The 16,781-nt window shown below is 27.4% G+C and carries 22 protein-coding genes; all 22 read left to right on the plus strand.

The genetic code is table 11. From position 1 onward, the window contains the following. The first annotated feature begins 210 nt into the window (after positions 1 to 210). The gene (locus ACX6CF_RS08285; RefSeq protein WP_458784851.1) at positions 211 to 927 is read left to right on the plus strand and encodes a hypothetical protein; all 717 of its coding nucleotides are present in this window, start codon (positions 211 to 213) and stop codon (positions 925 to 927) included. A gap of 73 nt (positions 928 to 1,000) precedes the next feature. Continuing rightward, complete coding sequence (locus tag ACX6CF_RS08290) at positions 1,001 to 1,696, plus strand: hypothetical protein (RefSeq protein WP_458784852.1); 696 nt, start codon at positions 1,001 to 1,003, stop codon at positions 1,694 to 1,696. 97 nt (positions 1,697 to 1,793) lie between these two features. Then, positions 1,794 to 2,705 carry a metallophosphoesterase family protein gene (locus ACX6CF_RS08295; protein ID WP_458784853.1) on the plus strand — a complete coding sequence of 304 codons (912 nt, stop codon included), beginning with the start codon at positions 1,794 to 1,796 and terminating at the stop codon, positions 2,703 to 2,705. Positions 2,706 to 2,793: 88 nt separating this feature from the next. Beyond that, positions 2,794 to 3,654: a hypothetical protein gene (locus tag ACX6CF_RS08300; protein WP_458784854.1), complete on the plus strand. Its 861-nt coding sequence runs from the start codon at positions 2,794 to 2,796 to the stop codon at positions 3,652 to 3,654. Positions 3,655 to 3,749: 95 nt separating this feature from the next. Beyond that, positions 3,750 to 4,250, plus strand: coding sequence for a DUF2569 family protein (locus ACX6CF_RS08305; RefSeq protein WP_458784855.1), 501 nt, complete (start codon positions 3,750 to 3,752; stop codon positions 4,248 to 4,250). 31 nt (positions 4,251 to 4,281) lie between these two features. Continuing rightward, positions 4,282 to 5,286, plus strand: coding sequence for a S66 family peptidase (locus ACX6CF_RS08310; RefSeq protein WP_458784856.1), 1,005 nt, complete (start codon positions 4,282 to 4,284; stop codon positions 5,284 to 5,286). Between the two features lie 31 nt (positions 5,287 to 5,317). After that, a complete protein-coding gene (locus ACX6CF_RS08315) occupies positions 5,318 to 6,097 on the plus strand; it encodes a DUF2262 domain-containing protein (RefSeq protein ID WP_458784857.1) in 780 nt (259 codons plus the stop codon). Between the two features lie 62 nt (positions 6,098 to 6,159). Next, the gene (locus tag ACX6CF_RS08320) at positions 6,160 to 6,324 is read left to right on the plus strand and encodes a hypothetical protein (RefSeq protein WP_458784858.1); all 165 of its coding nucleotides are present in this window, start codon (positions 6,160 to 6,162) and stop codon (positions 6,322 to 6,324) included. A gap of 434 nt (positions 6,325 to 6,758) precedes the next feature. Beyond that, a complete protein-coding gene (locus ACX6CF_RS08325; RefSeq protein ID WP_458784859.1) occupies positions 6,759 to 7,688 on the plus strand; it encodes a hypothetical protein in 930 nt (309 codons plus the stop codon). Positions 7,689 to 7,745: 57 nt separating this feature from the next. Then, positions 7,746 to 8,198, plus strand: a complete 453-nt coding sequence (locus ACX6CF_RS08330) for a hypothetical protein (protein ID WP_458784860.1) — start codon at positions 7,746 to 7,748, stop codon at positions 8,196 to 8,198. 289 nt (positions 8,199 to 8,487) lie between these two features. Then, positions 8,488 to 9,414 carry a metallophosphoesterase family protein gene (locus ACX6CF_RS08335; protein ID WP_458784861.1) on the plus strand — a complete coding sequence of 309 codons (927 nt, stop codon included), beginning with the start codon at positions 8,488 to 8,490 and terminating at the stop codon, positions 9,412 to 9,414. Between the two features lie 295 nt (positions 9,415 to 9,709). Further along, a complete protein-coding gene (locus ACX6CF_RS08340; protein WP_458784862.1) occupies positions 9,710 to 9,928 on the plus strand; it encodes a hypothetical protein in 219 nt (72 codons plus the stop codon). 21 nt (positions 9,929 to 9,949) lie between these two features. Continuing rightward, positions 9,950 to 10,738 carry a hypothetical protein gene (locus ACX6CF_RS08345; protein ID WP_458784863.1) on the plus strand — a complete coding sequence of 263 codons (789 nt, stop codon included), beginning with the start codon at positions 9,950 to 9,952 and terminating at the stop codon, positions 10,736 to 10,738. 63 nt (positions 10,739 to 10,801) lie between these two features. After that, on the plus strand, positions 10,802 to 11,224 hold the full coding sequence (locus ACX6CF_RS08350) for a ribosomal maturation YjgA family protein (protein WP_458784864.1): 423 nt from the start codon (positions 10,802 to 10,804) through the stop codon (positions 11,222 to 11,224). Positions 11,225 to 11,297: 73 nt separating this feature from the next. Next, positions 11,298 to 11,864, plus strand: coding sequence for a uridine kinase family protein (locus ACX6CF_RS08355; protein WP_458784865.1), 567 nt, complete (start codon positions 11,298 to 11,300; stop codon positions 11,862 to 11,864). A gap of 69 nt (positions 11,865 to 11,933) precedes the next feature. After that, the gene (locus ACX6CF_RS08360; protein ID WP_458784866.1) at positions 11,934 to 12,656 is read left to right on the plus strand and encodes a GNAT family N-acetyltransferase; all 723 of its coding nucleotides are present in this window, start codon (positions 11,934 to 11,936) and stop codon (positions 12,654 to 12,656) included. Between the two features lie 28 nt (positions 12,657 to 12,684). Further along, positions 12,685 to 13,290 (plus strand): hypothetical protein, encoded by a 606-nt coding sequence (locus tag ACX6CF_RS08365; RefSeq protein ID WP_458784867.1) that lies wholly within the window; start codon positions 12,685 to 12,687, stop codon positions 13,288 to 13,290. Between the two features lie 214 nt (positions 13,291 to 13,504). Further along, positions 13,505 to 13,981 carry an NUDIX hydrolase gene (locus tag ACX6CF_RS08370; RefSeq protein ID WP_458784868.1) on the plus strand — a complete coding sequence of 159 codons (477 nt, stop codon included), beginning with the start codon at positions 13,505 to 13,507 and terminating at the stop codon, positions 13,979 to 13,981. Positions 13,982 to 14,235: 254 nt separating this feature from the next. Then, the gene (locus ACX6CF_RS08375; protein ID WP_458784869.1) at positions 14,236 to 14,550 is read left to right on the plus strand and encodes a GNAT family N-acetyltransferase; all 315 of its coding nucleotides are present in this window, start codon (positions 14,236 to 14,238) and stop codon (positions 14,548 to 14,550) included. Between the two features lie 5 nt (positions 14,551 to 14,555). Next, positions 14,556 to 15,263: a HEAT repeat domain-containing protein gene (locus tag ACX6CF_RS08380; RefSeq protein ID WP_458784870.1), complete on the plus strand. Its 708-nt coding sequence runs from the start codon at positions 14,556 to 14,558 to the stop codon at positions 15,261 to 15,263. A gap of 42 nt (positions 15,264 to 15,305) precedes the next feature. Continuing rightward, a complete protein-coding gene (locus ACX6CF_RS08385) occupies positions 15,306 to 16,148 on the plus strand; it encodes a hypothetical protein (protein WP_458784871.1) in 843 nt (280 codons plus the stop codon). Positions 16,149 to 16,175: 27 nt separating this feature from the next. Next, the gene (locus tag ACX6CF_RS08390; RefSeq protein ID WP_458784872.1) at positions 16,176 to 16,727 is read left to right on the plus strand and encodes a histidine phosphatase family protein; all 552 of its coding nucleotides are present in this window, start codon (positions 16,176 to 16,178) and stop codon (positions 16,725 to 16,727) included. The last annotated feature ends 54 nt before the right edge of the window (positions 16,728 to 16,781 follow it).

The following is a 16,781-nucleotide window of genomic DNA, read 5'->3' on the forward strand; positions in this document are numbered from 1 at the left end:
ATTGTGGTTATGTTTTTGATCCTAGAGTTAAGGCGTCTGAGTTGTATTATTGCAATCAATGTAGAGCAAGACTTAAGTAATCATAAAAGCAATAAGCAATATTTTAAAATGAATATTTAGGGAAGCTTCAATTTTTATATGATATACTATATTAAGTGTTAGGGTTATCTATCATGAATACGTATATGAATAAAAAATATGGAGGAATTTATGAAAAAATATAAAATAGAGTATTTACAAGAAGCAAATTCTGAAAAATGGAAATCTATCTATCTTATTACAGGAATTCTTATAATTATCATGCTTATAATCATTCCAGTACAAGTTATAATATTTGCCATATCTCCTCACCCACAAACTGTTGAAGGGTGGTTAGAACTATTTAAAAATAATCGGCTTTTAGGGTTAGTTCATTTTGATGCATTATATATTATTAATAACGTGATATTAGCTGTTATATATTTTTCATTATATTTGTCCTTAAAAAAGAGAAATTCAACATTGATTACACTAGCTTTAATACTTGGATTCATAGGAATAGCTTCATATTTCTCATCCAATAAAGCAGTTGAAATGATATTTATTAGTAAAGAATATTATTTGGCATCGAGTGATATACAACGAAATATATTATTATCTTCAGCTCAAAATATGATATTTGAATGGAAAGGAACTGCCTATGTTATTTACTATATATTGAATTGTATAGCACTTTACCTTATTTCGATTTCTATGTTAAACAGCTCGGTTTATAGTAAATTGATAGCAATATTTGGATTTATTTCAGCTTTTTTTATGATGATTCCTGCAAATTTCGGAACTATAGGTATAGTTTTTTCTTTACTATCTTTAATTCCGTGGTATATTTTTTGCGTTTTAGTGTCGAAAGTATTTTTTCAACTGAGCAGTAATAATCAAAAATCTTAGATTATTACTTAGTAAAAAAAGATGTTTTAGTTTTATTTTTAGTTTATACTTATTTATGAAAGAGGTATAATATATGATTAATTTAATTTTAGGGATAATTATGATGCTACTAATAATAGTATTGATATTTGCATCATATATGTATATAAAGAAAAAGTACAGGAATCAATCATATATCCGCAAAATATTCATGGTATCAGTTTTAGCTGTTTTACTAATACTGTGTTTGAGAATTGCAGGTATAAGACTGACACCTTTGCAAGCTTTAAAGGCTAACACTTTCGTAGAAGCCAATGCGACATTTTTAGAAGAAATAAAAGTAGGTGAGAATTATCTTCACATCTACTATAATCCTATAGAAGAACGATATCAAACTACTTATACTGAGAAAGTTGGTTTTTTTTATAGAAGTAATTCTTCTAACTGGTATTATCCTCACGAAGAAGATAAGGTTAGAACCTTAGGTGGTAATAAAGTGTTACTAGAAGAAGGATATGAATTGGTGCTATATATAGTGATTGAAGATCCACAAGTTAGAGAAATTGCAATAATTGATTCAGTTGATAATCATGTCATGAGTCAAATAGTTAAAGTAGGTGAGCCTACTATTATTCACTATAAATATCCTAGAGGAGCCAATATATCTGACTATAAGGCTGTAGCTTTAAATGATGAATCAGATATAATTTACTATTATGGTTATGAATTAAATGACAACCATTTAAGCGATGATGAATATAAATGGCATGTAATGGAAGACGGTCAATAAGTTTACTACATATAACAATATATTTATGTTTTCATCTCGAGTTTTTTTCGCCTGAAAGAGAAATAGTTTTGAATTTGATTAATTTGGAGGTGAATTGATGGAGAGAGTAAAATTTGCAATATTTACAGATTTACATTTTGAACATATTCCTGACGGACGTAAAAGAATTGAAAATTTTATAACAAATATTAGAGATGTAGATGTTGATTTTGTTATTCAACTTGGAGATTTCTGTACACCAATAGAAGAAAATCAAATTTTACTTGATATACTTGATAGTCTAGGAAAACCTCATTATCATTTGATAGGGAATCATGATTCTGATTTATTTCCTAAGGGAAAAGTTATGGATTTTTTACATATGGATACTAGTTACTATTCATTTAAATATGGTAAAGTTAAGTTTATTGTATTAGATACTTGCTTTATCAAAAAGGGAAATGGTTATGAACCATATTGCAAAAAAAATTATAATAAAACTAATGATATATATCCCATTCTTCCAGATTATGAATTAAAGTGGTTGGAATCTGAATTAACTGATGATAGTAAGTATTTCGTTATTTTTTCACATCATAGTTTTGAAAATGAATTTGCTAAAAGAGGGGTATATAACAGGGAAACAGTTCGAAATTTGATTAATGGAGTAAATCATACAGGCAACAGAGTGCTTTTATGTATAAATGGACATGACCATGGAGACTCTATTGAAAAAATTGGACAAACTTATTATTTTGGTTTGAATTCAATGTCATATATATGGTTTGGACCACAATACGAGCATTTTTGTTACTCTGATGAAATACATAAACAATACCCATTTTTGAAGGATATGGTTCTATATGAAAAAGGGTTATATAGTATCATCACAATTACAGAAAGTGGTGGTATTGATATACAAGGAATGAATGGACATTACCAGAATATCTCGCCAAAAGAATTGGGACTCGAGGGTGTATGGAATGGACGATCTATATTACCTATTGTATCTTCATTAAAAGTAGAGTAAATTATGGTGATTACAGGGGATGAAAAATTGAATCTGCATAATATGTTAAATAAACTTAAGTTTTAGTATAGATAGAAGAGGTAGAAAGATGAATAAAAATAAGTTAAGATGTTTTATACCCTTAATTGTAGCATCACCATCAGTTATTATTGGAGCTATTACTATGGGATCTAATAATATTCCAAGAATGACCTTTGGGCAGAATATTATCTGTTTGTTTTTTGGATGGTTAATATCATGTTATTTTATATCTAGTAAGACTGAAATAAATAAAACTGTAGGGAAAATTTTTATTGTTTTAGTATTGTATGTATTTACTTTTATTAATTTAGGAATAGGTGGAGTTCATAGATGGGTATCTTTAGGACCAATCAGACTATACCTATCAAGTATATTTATACCTGTCCTGATTATTGAACTATGGAGATTATTGATGAAAAATAGGGAGCTAGTAGCAGTATTTATTACAGTGGTAATAACAATTTTGCTTATTCTACAACCTGATGCTTCACAATTGACTGCATTTGCTATTCCGATGATAATAATCCTGTTTAATAAGTTTAATAAGAAAATTATATGCTATATTATAATTAGTTTGCTATCAATAGGTACAATAATTTCATGGGTATTCCTGGATTCCCTTCCGGCGGTATCTTATGTAGAAGAAATAATTTCGTTGGTATTAAATATGGGAATGATTTGGTTTGTTTTAGGAATTATATCCCTTGTTATTTTACCATTACCATTCATAGTATTTCCAAAGGAGGGTGTTGAACTGCTATCTAGGTGTATAGGTTTATATTTTATAATAGTTATAATAACTACATTTTTTGGGAATTTTCCAGTGCCGCTAATGGGATATGGTATTTCTCCCATTATAGGTTACTTTATTGCAATAACTTGGCTCTTGAAATCAAACAATGAGATAGAAATTGACAATTTATCTTAACACTGTTTTATGGGAAGTTATTGAAATTAGATACTAGTGGCTGATAATAAATTATAAGTATCAAAAAACTAAAAAAATATAAAGGGTGAACTAAATTGGAAAACGAAAATATTAATGAAGAAAAAGTTGTAGAAGAGGAGACAAAAAAACTTGTTGGATTAGGTGGATGGATGATATTTATGATTGTTAGATTTTCTATATCTTTGCTAACTTACTTAAAAACAATCTTTAATACTATTAAGATGCATATGAATGGTGAAATGGATATATTACAAGATAATGGGATGAGTGAATATATTCCTAATTTAACTTTTATAATTAATGTAGAGTTGATATCAAATATTTGTATGTTTGTTTTTACCATTATAGTTTTATGTTTGATATTCAATAAAAAAAGAATTGCTCCAAGAATTGTTATTATTCAAGTTATTGTGGTCCAGGTAATAATAATATTAGATTTAATAGCAGCGAATAGTATAATAGGTGGAACTTTTAATAATCAAGCTCCTAGATTATTTGGAAATTTAATTGGTTCAATTTTAATAATAGCATATTTTCTAGAATCTAAGAGGGTAAAAAATACATTTGTGAAGTAATTAATGTTGACTCACATAGGAGGAGGAAAAAATGTTGAAACGAATTAAGATTGGAGATGCAATTGGTATATTTTCTCCATCCAATCCTATAACTAATACATGTAAGATAAGATATAATAGGTCTAAGAATTTCTTGGAAAGTAAAGGATTTAAAATAATAGAAGGTAGATTAACAGGAAAAAGTGACTTTTATAGGTCAGGTAGTATAATACAAAGGGCAGAAGAGTTAAATGAACTAATAAGAAATCCAGAAGTGAGATGTATAATGTCTACAATAGGTGGAATGAATTCAAATTCGATATTACCTTACATAGATTACGAGGCTTTTAAAAAAGATCCTAAAGTTATTGTTGGATATTCAGACGTCACAGCTATCTTATTTGCAATATATTCTATGACAGGTATTACAACCTTTTATGGTCCTGCATTAGTTGCTTCATTTGGAGAATTTGAACCTTTTAATGAGATAACTTACAAATATTTAAAGGATATCATAATCAATGAGAGTACAGAAAATTATACATATGAAATGCCAGACGTATGGACAGATGAATTTATTGATTGGAAGACACAAACTAGATCTAAGAATTTAATTCAAAACAAATGGATTACTAGGAACGAAGGAAAAGCAGAAGGAAGACTAATAATTGGTAACTTAAATACAATGACTGGCATATGGGGCAGCAAATATATGCCTAAGATTCTAGAAGGAGATATACTATTTATTGAAGATTCCTTAAAGGATGCAGCTACAATAGAACGTTCATTTTCTTTGTTAAAAGTAAATGGTGTTTTTGAACGAATTAGTGGTCTTATTCTAGGAAAACATGAAAAATTTGATGATAGAGCGACAGGAAGAAAACCATACGAAATTCTAGAGGAAGTATTGGGGGTGCATAATATTCCATTCTTAGCAGAAGTGGACTGTTGTCATACACACCCAATGTTTACGATGCCCATAGGGAAGAGAATTAAGATGGATGCAACTAATAAATCAATAGAATTAATAGAAGATATATTTTGGAAAAATTATTGATGTTATTATTATGAGCTTACAAGGAGGATTTATGGGCATATTTAATATTTTAAAATCTAAAGAAAAAGTTATTATTGGAATTGTAAGTTCAAAGGGTTCAGGTGGTGGAAAATGTCAAGGTGAAGAACTTTGGACTTTTAGTTTGAATTTAGAATATTGGTATAATAGTAATTTTGAAATAAATACTAAACCGTTAAGAGTTACAAAAAAAGTAGAACATGCAGAATTGAAAAAATTGATGGATAAAGCAAAGAGAGAGACTGTTATCAAAATTATATATGATGGAGATATATCTGATTCCATAGTAGAACTTGATAGAATTATTGATTATGATTTTTATGATTCTAAGTTACAACCATTCGTAGAAGATATAAGAAAAGATATAATTTATGATGATAGTGAACTAGGTAAATTTATTCTGAATAAGAGTGTTGATACGTATGGTAGTATTTTGGATTGGTGTGGTGTTAAATCTGAACTAATTATGGAAACCAATGAGGAAAGTGAATTAGTTGAACTCATAGAAAAATATAAAGATAGATTTTCTGATCAATTTGATTGGGATTCAAAAGCAAAGAAATTTGCTTCTAAAGAACTTATTTCTACGAAAAATGATTTTTGGATTGATGATGATGAAAAAGAAATGTCCGAAATAGAATTCCAATCGTTAATGAGTCTTGAATCTATAGTGTTGTACACAGATGATTCGTATACATTTTGGTATAAGGATGGAGATATATTTGGAGGTCACGTAATTGTTGTAGATGGTGATTTTGAAAGTGGATTAAATAGAGCTGAAATAGCAGGATAAACAAGTTTAATAATTACTACTAGGTAGTTTATCATATCACATATAATTAAAGGAGGATAAAAATGAAGAAAAGACAAATTTTTATGTTATCAGTTTTAACATTTTTCATGGGTACAGTTTTTGGATTTTTAATTTCACCAGCAAAGAACGGTTTTGGTAATAATACTTGGAATACAATAAATAATCATTATGGTAAAAATCATCTAGAAGAAGCTGAATCTGAATAATAATATTGCCAAGACATGTACAACAATTTATTTAGAAAGCAAGCAATGTTAACATAACCTATTTGATTTACTAATGTTGATAATATTGATTCCTTTTATTCGTTCGTTAAAGAGAATGGTTGGGAAGAGATTACAAATATAAAAGAACAGCCATGGGGTGGAAGATTCCGTAATGTTACAACCATAGATGGATCAATTATAACTTTTTGGGGATAAAAAAAGAATACATGCCAAATGAAAGCAATAGATATAAAGGCATGTGTTTTTTTCTTATGGATTATTAATAAGCATAATTAATTATTAGTAGCATCTATTAAGAATATTAAAGTCGTTCACATACATATAATATTGTAATATAATATGATTGTGAGATGAATAATATTAATAAAATAGATTTTATAACAATTATTAAAGTATTTGTCACAGGTGTAGTTATGTTGGCTTTATTGGGTATTGTCAGTATTTTTTTAGGTACTAATAAAAAAAATATTGTAGAGGAAGTTAATACATACGATTTTCCATTGCATAGAGAGGTAGTAGAGCAAGTAATAGAAGAGAAACAATTATCTTGGTGTATAGAAGATGAACAATTTTTTATTGAGGGGCAGTCAGTTTTTTCATTAAGAGATAATGAAAATGTTTTTTGTAGCCTAAATAGTTATAGTGGAGAAAAAGGAAGATTTATAATATTACAATTCCATTTTCCACAAGATTACTCCACCGAGCAAATACAAGAATTTAATGAAGAAGAATGGTTTGATTTATTTGAACTTGCTTGTACTTTTTACGGAAACAATAAAGATGTGAAAAAAGTTTATAAAGAGTTTTTAGCTTATTTGAAAGGTAGAAATAGTATAGAATATGAGTATGGGTATTTTACAAAACGTATAGATGAAACTCATTTTAAAATAAATTTATCTCTATTCAGAAATAATTATTATCAATTAAGTACTTTGAAGATTATGAACAACGAGTCATATGAAAATATCGCAATTTCAAGTAGTGAGGGATGGATAAATTACTCCAAGAGTAAAGGAATAAAAATTATAGATGATATCAGCGTTTCTGATATTGCAGAAATTAACACAGAAGACGAGATAGTTCGGTTAATTGTCCAAGGTCAATTAAAAGATGTACGAAAATTGAAAAAAGTACCTGTAACTCTCCAAGAAGCACTTACCCATCACCCTCATAAGGACGACTATTTTACTGCAAAATTAGTAGATGATACAGGTAGCATAGATGTGTATGCAATTACAACTTCACTTAACTCTAGTGAATTAGGACAAAATAGAAATCATCATATAAGTTATTATCCCAAAGATAAATTAGTTGTTATAAATTTTAGTACATCAAATGAATAAAAATATTTCCTGAAAGGGGAGATATAATTATTATTACAAAAGGAAGAGGAGATTTATATGAATAAAAAGAATATAGTAATAGTTATATTAATAATAGCAATAGCACTAATTTGTATTTTAAGCGTGAAAAGGAGAAGAGAATATACCTATAAGCAAGATTATATTGATAAATTATGTGCTGGCTATTTGAGTCAGTCAGCATCTGGATTCAACATAAAATATAATGAAATGGAGTTTAGTGATAAGAATTATCAGTATACACAGGCTTTAGTAGGTATTAGTTGTGCGGATGATTTATTAATTTTAACATCATATGATAAGAATAATAATAAATTAGATGGGGCGTTGTTTGCATTGCGTAGTTATATGATTCAACACTCACCGTTAAATCAAGAGGTTGATTACGATATCAATGTTGATATTTTCAACTTAATATTGAAATTAAGTATGGACCTAGATTCTGAAGAAAAGGCTGAAGAATTGAAAGAGTATCTTACTAAATTAGAATAAGGAATTACATGTAATGAATAAGCTGTCTTATTTATTTAGATAATATAAACGTTATATGATACAGAATTTAAAATAGAAAATTAAACGAGATACATTATTTGGAGTTACATGAAAACATATTGTATAAGTTGATAAAAGAAACATATTTAACTTGGTAACATAAAAGTAGTCGGAATAATTGAGTTTGTAATTAGCAAAATATGATATAATAATTAGAGAAATAGAGTATAAACAGATAGAATTAATAAATTGAAAAAACAAACATAGATGATAAAGCAAGGAGATTTTTATGAGATATGCAATTATTTCAGATGTACATGGTAACTTACATGCATTGAAATCTGTTTTGAAGGATATAAGAAATAAAAATATTGATGAATATATTTTTGTTGGAGATTATTTTGGCGATTTACCATATCCCAATGAAGTAACAGATATAATAAAAGGATTACCAGAAAAATATATTGTAGCAGGTAATAAGGAAGATTATTTAATAGATTTACATAAAAATAACCAAGATGATTGGATTTATAATCAATTCAAAGCTCTCTATTGGAATTATAGAGAATTAAGAAAAGACAATTTAGAGTATTTAATACAATTACCTAAAAAGCAGATAATAAAAGATAACAATATAAAAAAGATATTACTACTTCATAGTATAACAAGTCTATTTAAAGAAACAAATTTAGATTTATTAACAAGTTCAAGATATGCTGAAAGGATGGATAAGTGTGATTTTAAACATAAAGAGTATATAGCATATATTAAAAACATAATATTAGCAGATAAAAAATTATTGGAAAGCTTAGAGGACATTGATGCAGATGTCATAGTGTTTGGGCATACGCATATACAGTGGCATATTAATATAGATGGTAAAATTTTAATAAATGCTGGGTCATGTGGATTACCACTAGATGCAAAAACAACGGCACCTTATACAATTCTAGATATAAATTCAAACGCAATAACTGTGGAAGAACATAGAGTAGCTTATAGCATACAAAAGCTAGTGGAAGAATTTAAACAGTCCATTCTATATGAAAGTGCAAAAGGTTGGAGCGATATAGTTATTGAAGAGCTGAAAAGTGCAAGAGATGAGATAACATTTTTCTTTAGATATGTTAGAGGAGTAGATAAAAATCAGAGTTGGCCGATAGATAACAAAATATGGGACAAGGCTATAGAATGCTGGTTTAAAGGTGACGGATAGGTAATCTAAAAGTGTAGAGTGTTAATTAAGTTGTAGTAGCAATGAAGGAATAATCTAGATGAATGAGGAGACTTACATGAATTTATTTAATAGACTCAAAAGAAATAAGGTATTAGATTCACGAATTGACTATGATATATTGTTTTAATTTTTGGTAATTATTAAGAAATAAAGTAAAGTAAGTTTGAGTATTGAAAATGTAATAAGATAATATTTGCTAAATACATTATATATATTATAACGAGATTACTAATGAAAATATATATTTAAAGTGATATTTAGAGGAGGGTTAATTATGAAAAAACAAATAAAATATTTCGTATGCGCATTTATCATAATACTATTGAGTACACCTTTGGGGTATAAAGCAGTTAATGTAATTTATTATAATAAGAATTTAGTTGGTGAATATATTCCTATTTTAAATGGTTTTATACATTCATTTATGTTAATTGGTATTTTAGTATTTGTTATGGGATTAATAGACATGTTATCTAATACAAGTAATAAGTAGTAACTTTATGGAGGAGTATAAATGTACGAAAAGATAACAAAAACAATAAAGTTAGCAAAAGTTAGATGTATGAGTGAAGAAGATTTATTGAATACAATTACTACAAATCCATTATCACTATATAATAAATATCCTAATGAAGTCAAAAGGTTATCAGAATTAAAGTTGAGTGCAAATGCTATAACTAGATTGAAAATTTTAATAGATCAAATAATAGTAGATGGAGAAAAAGTTAAATCTAAAGATAAATATAAAGCGGATAATTATTTAAGAAAGCTTGTTGAACTTATGCCGTTAAGCTATCAATATGAATATGCACTTGAATTTATAAAGCATAATAGAAAAAATAGAAGAGAAAAAGGAATCCAATTATTAAAGTATCATGATTTTAATTCAAAAGAACTTGAAAATATATTGGGAATAGCTAAAAGAAATTATGATATGGATTTACTTAAAATAATTATAAGGAATATTTCAATTGTTAATATTATACAAGAAGATATACTATTTCTAATATATAACGTTGACGATAATTATTGGAAGTGTAGAATTATTGAAGAAACGATAAAAAAATATGGATTTAATAGTTTTACAATAAAAATAGTAAATAGTAACCCTATTGCAACTATTAGAGCTATGGGAAGAACAGAGAATGTGGAGTATTTAGAATTTATAATGCCAATTATATATAATTATTTTGATGATGAAGAGGTATTAGGATTACTGTTTTGGGCATTAGGTAAAATAAAGGCGATAGAAATAATTAATAAACTTGAATTAAAATTAAATGCATATCTTAATGTATTGTAATAGAGTTATGGAGTGATAAGGTATTTACTACATTATCTATTGATTAGCAATGGAGGAGTACATATGAAAAGAAGACTTGTATATATATTAGCTACAACAATATGTTTTATAATATGCTTATTAATAGTGTTATTATTAAGTCATAATCAATTTATTAGAGGTTTCATAGGAGATGTAGTAGTAATTATTTTAATTTATTGTTTTATCAAGATATTTGTTGAAGTTGATTCACTTAAACTTAGCATTAGTATCTTATTATTTTCTGTTTTGCTTGAAATTCTACAGTATCTAAAATTCATTAATTATATTGGACTTGGACAAAGTAAAGTTGCGAAAATAATAATTGGAACAACTTTTGATTTCAGAGATTTGTTGGCATATGTATTAGGTACAATAATAGTATATTTACTTGATACGAAATTATATGATTATATCAAAAAAAGACAAGAGTGCATAGCAAAAAAAAAATTTAAAAATAGTCAATGATTTGAAGGATTTATATGACCTCATGAAAAAATAAAGTGATGAATGTACCGTTAGTAAATATTGGAGGTGTATTATGATTAAGAAGAAAAAACAAATTGTTGTTGGGATAGCTGGGGGATCAGGAAGTGGAAAATCTACGATATGTTCTTATTTTGAAGACGATCTAGATGATCTGAAAGTTAAGAGTATTCATATGGACGATTATTTTAAAACAGATAAACCAAATATAATCTCTCCATTCACAGGTGTTGTCTATCCAGACTTTAACCATCCTGATTCGTTTGATTTTGATAGATTACTTAATCAATATAGTATTATTGCAGTACAAGATGTGGATGTAATAATTATAGAAGGGCTTATGACTCTTTACGAAAAAAGAATAAGAGAACTTCTTGACTTGAAAATTTATATAGATTGTCAAGCTGATGAAAGGATTATAAGAAGGATTAGTCGAAATTCATCGTGGGGAGAAAGTTTTGAAGAAATAACTTCAGTGTATTTAGATGCAGTAAGATATAGACATAATGAATTCGTTGAGCCATCCCGTTGGTACGCGGATTTTATTTTAAATGGTACTAACACATCACAAATTGGAAAAGATATAATAATTAAATGGATAAGAGATGAAATAAATAATTGAACTAATTTTAATTATGAAGAAGAAGTCTTAATATATGGAATTAATAAAAAGGCTAGAGGATTGATAAGAATGCATAATAAGAATGAATTGGTGAAGATTTTAAGTAAAGATAAGAATAAGAATGTTAACATGATTAATTTTGTAAGGACGTATCCTATTAACATGATTAAAATGATAGGAGAATCTGTATTAGCAAGAGGCAAAAGTGATGAGAATTGGATATATATCAGTAGCTCATCCAATATTGAGTTAAACGAATTAGTAAGTAAACTAGATGACAATGATAAGTATTTTGCAGTGATTGAAGATTGGATGTTACCTATTTTAACTCAAGGTAAAGAGGTAGAATGGAAACTATCTTGTATGAAATATATCTTTCCAAAGAATATCAAATTACCTAGAAACAATTGTAAAATAATAGAACTTTCTGTAGATGATGTCCAGTATATCTATGATAATTATGAGTATAAGAAGTATACTTCACTGGAATATATAGCAGAAAGAATTGTTAAAGATATTTCTTTAGGTATAATTGAAGATAATAAATTGGTTGGATGGATTATGATTCATGATGATGGAGCAATAGGTCTATTAAATGTACTCCCAGATTATAGAAAGAAAGGATATGGTTATGAATTAATCTTGGCTATGATTAAAGAAGTTAGAAAGATTGATAAAATACCCTTTTTACATATAGAAGAAGATAATATAAAATCCACAAATTTAGCATTGAAAATTGGGTTTCAAAAGGATAGAAGAGTTCATTGGTTAAAAGCAAACCATGTTGATTAATATCAGTTTAGTTAAAAGGATGAGGATAATGATTAAGAAAATAAAAATAAGTGTTATATTGTTGATTATTGCTTTAGTTATAATAGGTTGTTCAAAAATAGCTGGAATAGAAAAAGGTACTGTTAAGGTAACCCGCAGTGATCTATTTGAAGGTGAGTCCAAGAAATTGAAACCTCATATGGGATTAATTTCTGGATGTGTCAAAGTAAAATATAAAGGTGATAAAAAATTCATTAGCTGTAAATATGAGATATGGGAAAATGGAGAAACAACGGAAACAAGTGGTTTGTTTTCAAAAAGCATAGATGGAGAATTTGATGGTGAAGTTAGTATATCTCTAAAAGAATTGATTAATAATGATTTAGAGATATCAGAAGACATGATAATGACAACAGCTATAGGGAATGAATCAGGATATAGTAGTAATAGAAGATATATAAAAAGATTTGATAAAGAATATGGTTATTCACCATATGACTTAACGGAAGAAATCATTGAAACAGATGAAGCTGAAATAGATGTTTGGGGGTTAATGGCAAATGGTGATGAAGTATATAACCCTAAAGGTAGTATTGAAAAGACAGCTAAAGAAGTGGATTGGGCAATAGTATTAAAAATATATTTTAAAGATTAATCGGTGTATTATAGTTATGTAGAAGGGGAGAGTTATTTAAAATGAGGACAATTATATTAATTTAACATTGTCAATCAGAACACCATATTAATGATATGTTAGGAGGTTGGACAGATACTCCACTAACTGATTTGGGACAAGAAGAAGCGAATTATTAGGTGAAAGATAAAATATTAGGGTATCAAATACGAAATAATTATTGGAGGATTAAGATATGATTTGCTTTGACAGAGATAATAATAGATTTAATTTTAGGATAGCTGGAGTAGCTATTTATAACAATAAATTATTATTACATAGATTAGAAAAAGATGATTTTTGGGCTTTACCTGGTGGAAGAAATGAATTTCATGAGTTTAGTGAAGATACTTTAATTAGAGAAATGCAGGAGGAACTAAATGAGGAGATAAAGGTAGAGAGATTATTATGGGTAGCAGAGGATTTTTTTGAATATGATGATAAAAAGTATCATGAACTGTCGTTTTATTATATGATGAATTTTATAAATGAAGGTAGCGATATTTTTGATGAAGAAGAGTTTTTTAGGATGGAAGGTGACACTAAAATAATATTTAGATGGTATGATTTGGATGATTTGAGTAATATAGAATTATATCCTACTTTTATTAAGGAAAAGGTAGTTAACTTATCAAACCATATAGAACATATCATGCACATTGATGGTCAATAAAAGAGTAGCAATTTATTATTAGGTGGGGTGAAAGCATTGTTTTTAGTTAAAGATAATATACTAATACGAAATGCAGAGTCAAGAGATGCAAAAACTTTATGTGAATGGTGGAATGATGGAAAAATAATGTCACATGCATGATTTCCTAATGGTTTAGGAACAACTATAGAAATAATCGAAAGTCAACTTAAGAGTAATAATGATCATAAAGGTAGAATACTAATTATTGAATACGAAAAAAAATTATTGGAGAGATGTCATACAGAAATAAAGGTTCAAAAACTGTAGAAATTGGTATTAAGATTTGTGACTTTACTAAACAGGACAAAGGATTAGGCACAATGATTTTAAAGATATTTATTAGAAGTCTGTTTGAAGATTATAAATTTGATAAGATTATCTTAGACACAAACTTGAATAATAAAAGAGCGCAGTATGTATATGAAAAAATAGGTTTTAAACAAGTAAAAATTAATTATAGTTCGTGGAAGAATCGACTTGGTGAAATTCAATCTTCAGTAGATTATGAATTATTAAAAGACTATTATAATTTATTTGTGGAAGGATAATAACTATGAAAAGCAACAAAGTACAATTGAAAAATAGAGGATATATTGATGATAACGAATTAAAACAATATAACTATTTAACCAAATTACAATTAATTAAATTATTGCAATCCGATATAGCCACAGATAGAACAATTGCTGCTAGATTATTAGTAAGGTATAAAGAGTTTGGAGTTATAGAAGTCCTTATTTGTAGCTTAATTAATGAGACAAAATTATATACAAAGATAGCATTATCAGAATGTATTGGTACGTATGGTGAAAAAGCAAGTGAAATGTTGATAGAACATTTAGGTAAGGTAGGTAATAATCAACATAGATCATTACCTAGTAGACCCTTTGAAAAGAAAAATTATCCGCTACCTAGAGATATAATTGCAAGAACCATGTGTAAGATAGGTAAACCTGCTCTGAATCAACTTAGATGTTGTTTATATAGTGGAGAATATATACAGATACTAGAAGCTATTGACGCTATTGGATTCATATCTTATTATGAAAAAGATACTACATCTTTAGAGGATATCATTCAACTTTTTACTAAATATAAGGATGACACTTTAGTAATATGGAAGTTATTAAGGTCATTACAATCATTTAAAGATGAAAGAGTACAAAAATTATTAAAAATACATACCGCATCAAGTATTGAACAACATAGATGGGAAGCAAAAAGAAGTTTAGAACAAATTAATAGGCAAATAACATTATAAAAATTAATAACTATTAATTCAAGTATGGAAAAGAGGGGGCACATGTTTAAAATAAAGGTAATAATAATTTTTTTGATTATTTATCTATGTTCATGTACTACACCAAATACTGATAAAATAGAACCAGATGAAAACACATATAATATTGAAATTGATTCGTTTATTGATATTGATGAAATTGAAATAGATACAGAATTTATAAAATTGAATGAAATTCAAGGTAATGAACTAAGCTCTTACTCAATTACCGGTAATTATGATTTTGATTGTGATGGTAAAGTAGACCTAGTTAATTTCCATATAAAATTTAGAGATAGTATACTTAAAAAATCTGTATTGCAGATTAATGATAGTTCTATTGAATATGAGTTTTATAATCCTTTTGAAATACATGTAATTGATTTAGATAATGAAGATGAATTTGTTGAATTTACTATATATGATGATGGTCCAAGCGGTGACCCATTTTTTACTTTTTTTAGATATACAGGAGAAGAAATATTATTTTTAGGAAAAATAAATGGTTATCCCAAATTTGATGGTAATGGTCAAATGATAACATCATCAATAAATTTTCTTAGTCCAGTTATTATACTAGAAATGGCTGAGATAATTGATGAAGATATAATATTTACATCTATTGACTATACTAACTATCTTAATAAGAAATATAATGTAAGTCATGATTTCTGTGCTTATTTCAATGAAATGAAAACTATTCCAAAAGGTTACATACCTTCATTTGATATGGATGAAACATTAATTACAAAAGATAGTACTATAAAGATAAAGCAAATTGAATTATTAGGAAATATACCATATTGGTATGAAGTAGAATTAGACAATGCAATAAATGGAATTTTATACTTTTGGTTAGGTGATTAGAATAATACTTAAAGGGGGTGTGAATATATGACTAACATATATTTTGTAAGACATGCCAAGGTAACGTATACTGAGGATGATCATACTAGACCATTATCAGAGCAAGGTAAAATAGATGTTATAAAAGTTATTGAATTTTTTAGAGAAATTAAAATAGATAACATAGTATCTAGCCCATATGAAAGGGCGATACATACAATTGAAGGTGTTGCTAATAATAAAGGGCTAAAAATTAAATGTTATGATAATTTACGTGAGAGAAAAGTTGCATATGGAATTATTAATGACTTTGAAAATTTTACTAAGAAGCAATGGAAGGACTTTAAATATAAACTTGATGGTGGAGAGTCATTAACAGAAGTACAAAAAAGAGGTAATGATGTATTGAGAGAAATTCTTGATACATACCAAGATAAGAATATAATTATTGGGACACATGGAACGTTTTTAGCAGTTATATTGAATTTCTATGATACTACCTACGATTTTAACTTTTGGAAAACAATGAGAATGCCAGATATTTACAAGCTAAAATTTGAAAAGGATAAGTTAATAGTTATAAAACATTTTGAGATATAGCTTTCTACACATTTTTTCAATTGATGTGAGTAATTATCATACATATAGATAGCC

Source organism: Vallitalea sediminicola, assembly GCF_054408565.1.

Coding starts and splice junctions, on each gene's coding strand:
- ACX6CF_RS08295 (WP_458784853.1), top strand. CDS start 1,794: ATGGAGAGAGTAAAATTTGCAATATTTACAGATTTACATTTTGAACAT.
- ACX6CF_RS08350 (WP_458784864.1), top strand. CDS start 10,802: ATGAAAAGAAGACTTGTATATATATTAGCTACAACAATATGTTTTATA.
- ACX6CF_RS08355 (WP_458784865.1), top strand. CDS start 11,298: ATGATTAAGAAGAAAAAACAAATTGTTGTTGGGATAGCTGGGGGATCA.
- ACX6CF_RS08310 (WP_458784856.1), top strand. CDS start 4,282: ATGTTGAAACGAATTAAGATTGGAGATGCAATTGGTATATTTTCTCCA.
- ACX6CF_RS08345 (WP_458784863.1), top strand. CDS start 9,950: ATGTACGAAAAGATAACAAAAACAATAAAGTTAGCAAAAGTTAGATGT.
- ACX6CF_RS08390 (WP_458784872.1), top strand. CDS start 16,176: ATGACTAACATATATTTTGTAAGACATGCCAAGGTAACGTATACTGAG.
- ACX6CF_RS08365 (WP_458784867.1), top strand. CDS start 12,685: ATGATTAAGAAAATAAAAATAAGTGTTATATTGTTGATTATTGCTTTA.
- ACX6CF_RS08285 (WP_458784851.1), top strand. CDS start 211: ATGAAAAAATATAAAATAGAGTATTTACAAGAAGCAAATTCTGAAAAA.
- ACX6CF_RS08320 (WP_458784858.1), top strand. CDS start 6,160: ATGAAGAAAAGACAAATTTTTATGTTATCAGTTTTAACATTTTTCATG.
- ACX6CF_RS08325 (WP_458784859.1), top strand. CDS start 6,759: ATGTTGGCTTTATTGGGTATTGTCAGTATTTTTTTAGGTACTAATAAA.
- ACX6CF_RS08300 (WP_458784854.1), top strand. CDS start 2,794: ATGAATAAAAATAAGTTAAGATGTTTTATACCCTTAATTGTAGCATCA.
- ACX6CF_RS08290 (WP_458784852.1), top strand. CDS start 1,001: ATGATTAATTTAATTTTAGGGATAATTATGATGCTACTAATAATAGTA.
- ACX6CF_RS08340 (WP_458784862.1), top strand. CDS start 9,710: ATGAAAAAACAAATAAAATATTTCGTATGCGCATTTATCATAATACTA.
- ACX6CF_RS08385 (WP_458784871.1), top strand. CDS start 15,306: ATGTTTAAAATAAAGGTAATAATAATTTTTTTGATTATTTATCTATGT.
- ACX6CF_RS08315 (WP_458784857.1), top strand. CDS start 5,318: ATGGGCATATTTAATATTTTAAAATCTAAAGAAAAAGTTATTATTGGA.
- ACX6CF_RS08375 (WP_458784869.1), top strand. CDS start 14,236: ATGTCATACAGAAATAAAGGTTCAAAAACTGTAGAAATTGGTATTAAG.
- ACX6CF_RS08370 (WP_458784868.1), top strand. CDS start 13,505: ATGATTTGCTTTGACAGAGATAATAATAGATTTAATTTTAGGATAGCT.
- ACX6CF_RS08380 (WP_458784870.1), top strand. CDS start 14,556: ATGAAAAGCAACAAAGTACAATTGAAAAATAGAGGATATATTGATGAT.
- ACX6CF_RS08360 (WP_458784866.1), top strand. CDS start 11,934: ATGCATAATAAGAATGAATTGGTGAAGATTTTAAGTAAAGATAAGAAT.
- ACX6CF_RS08335 (WP_458784861.1), top strand. CDS start 8,488: ATGAGATATGCAATTATTTCAGATGTACATGGTAACTTACATGCATTG.
- ACX6CF_RS08330 (WP_458784860.1), top strand. CDS start 7,746: ATGAATAAAAAGAATATAGTAATAGTTATATTAATAATAGCAATAGCA.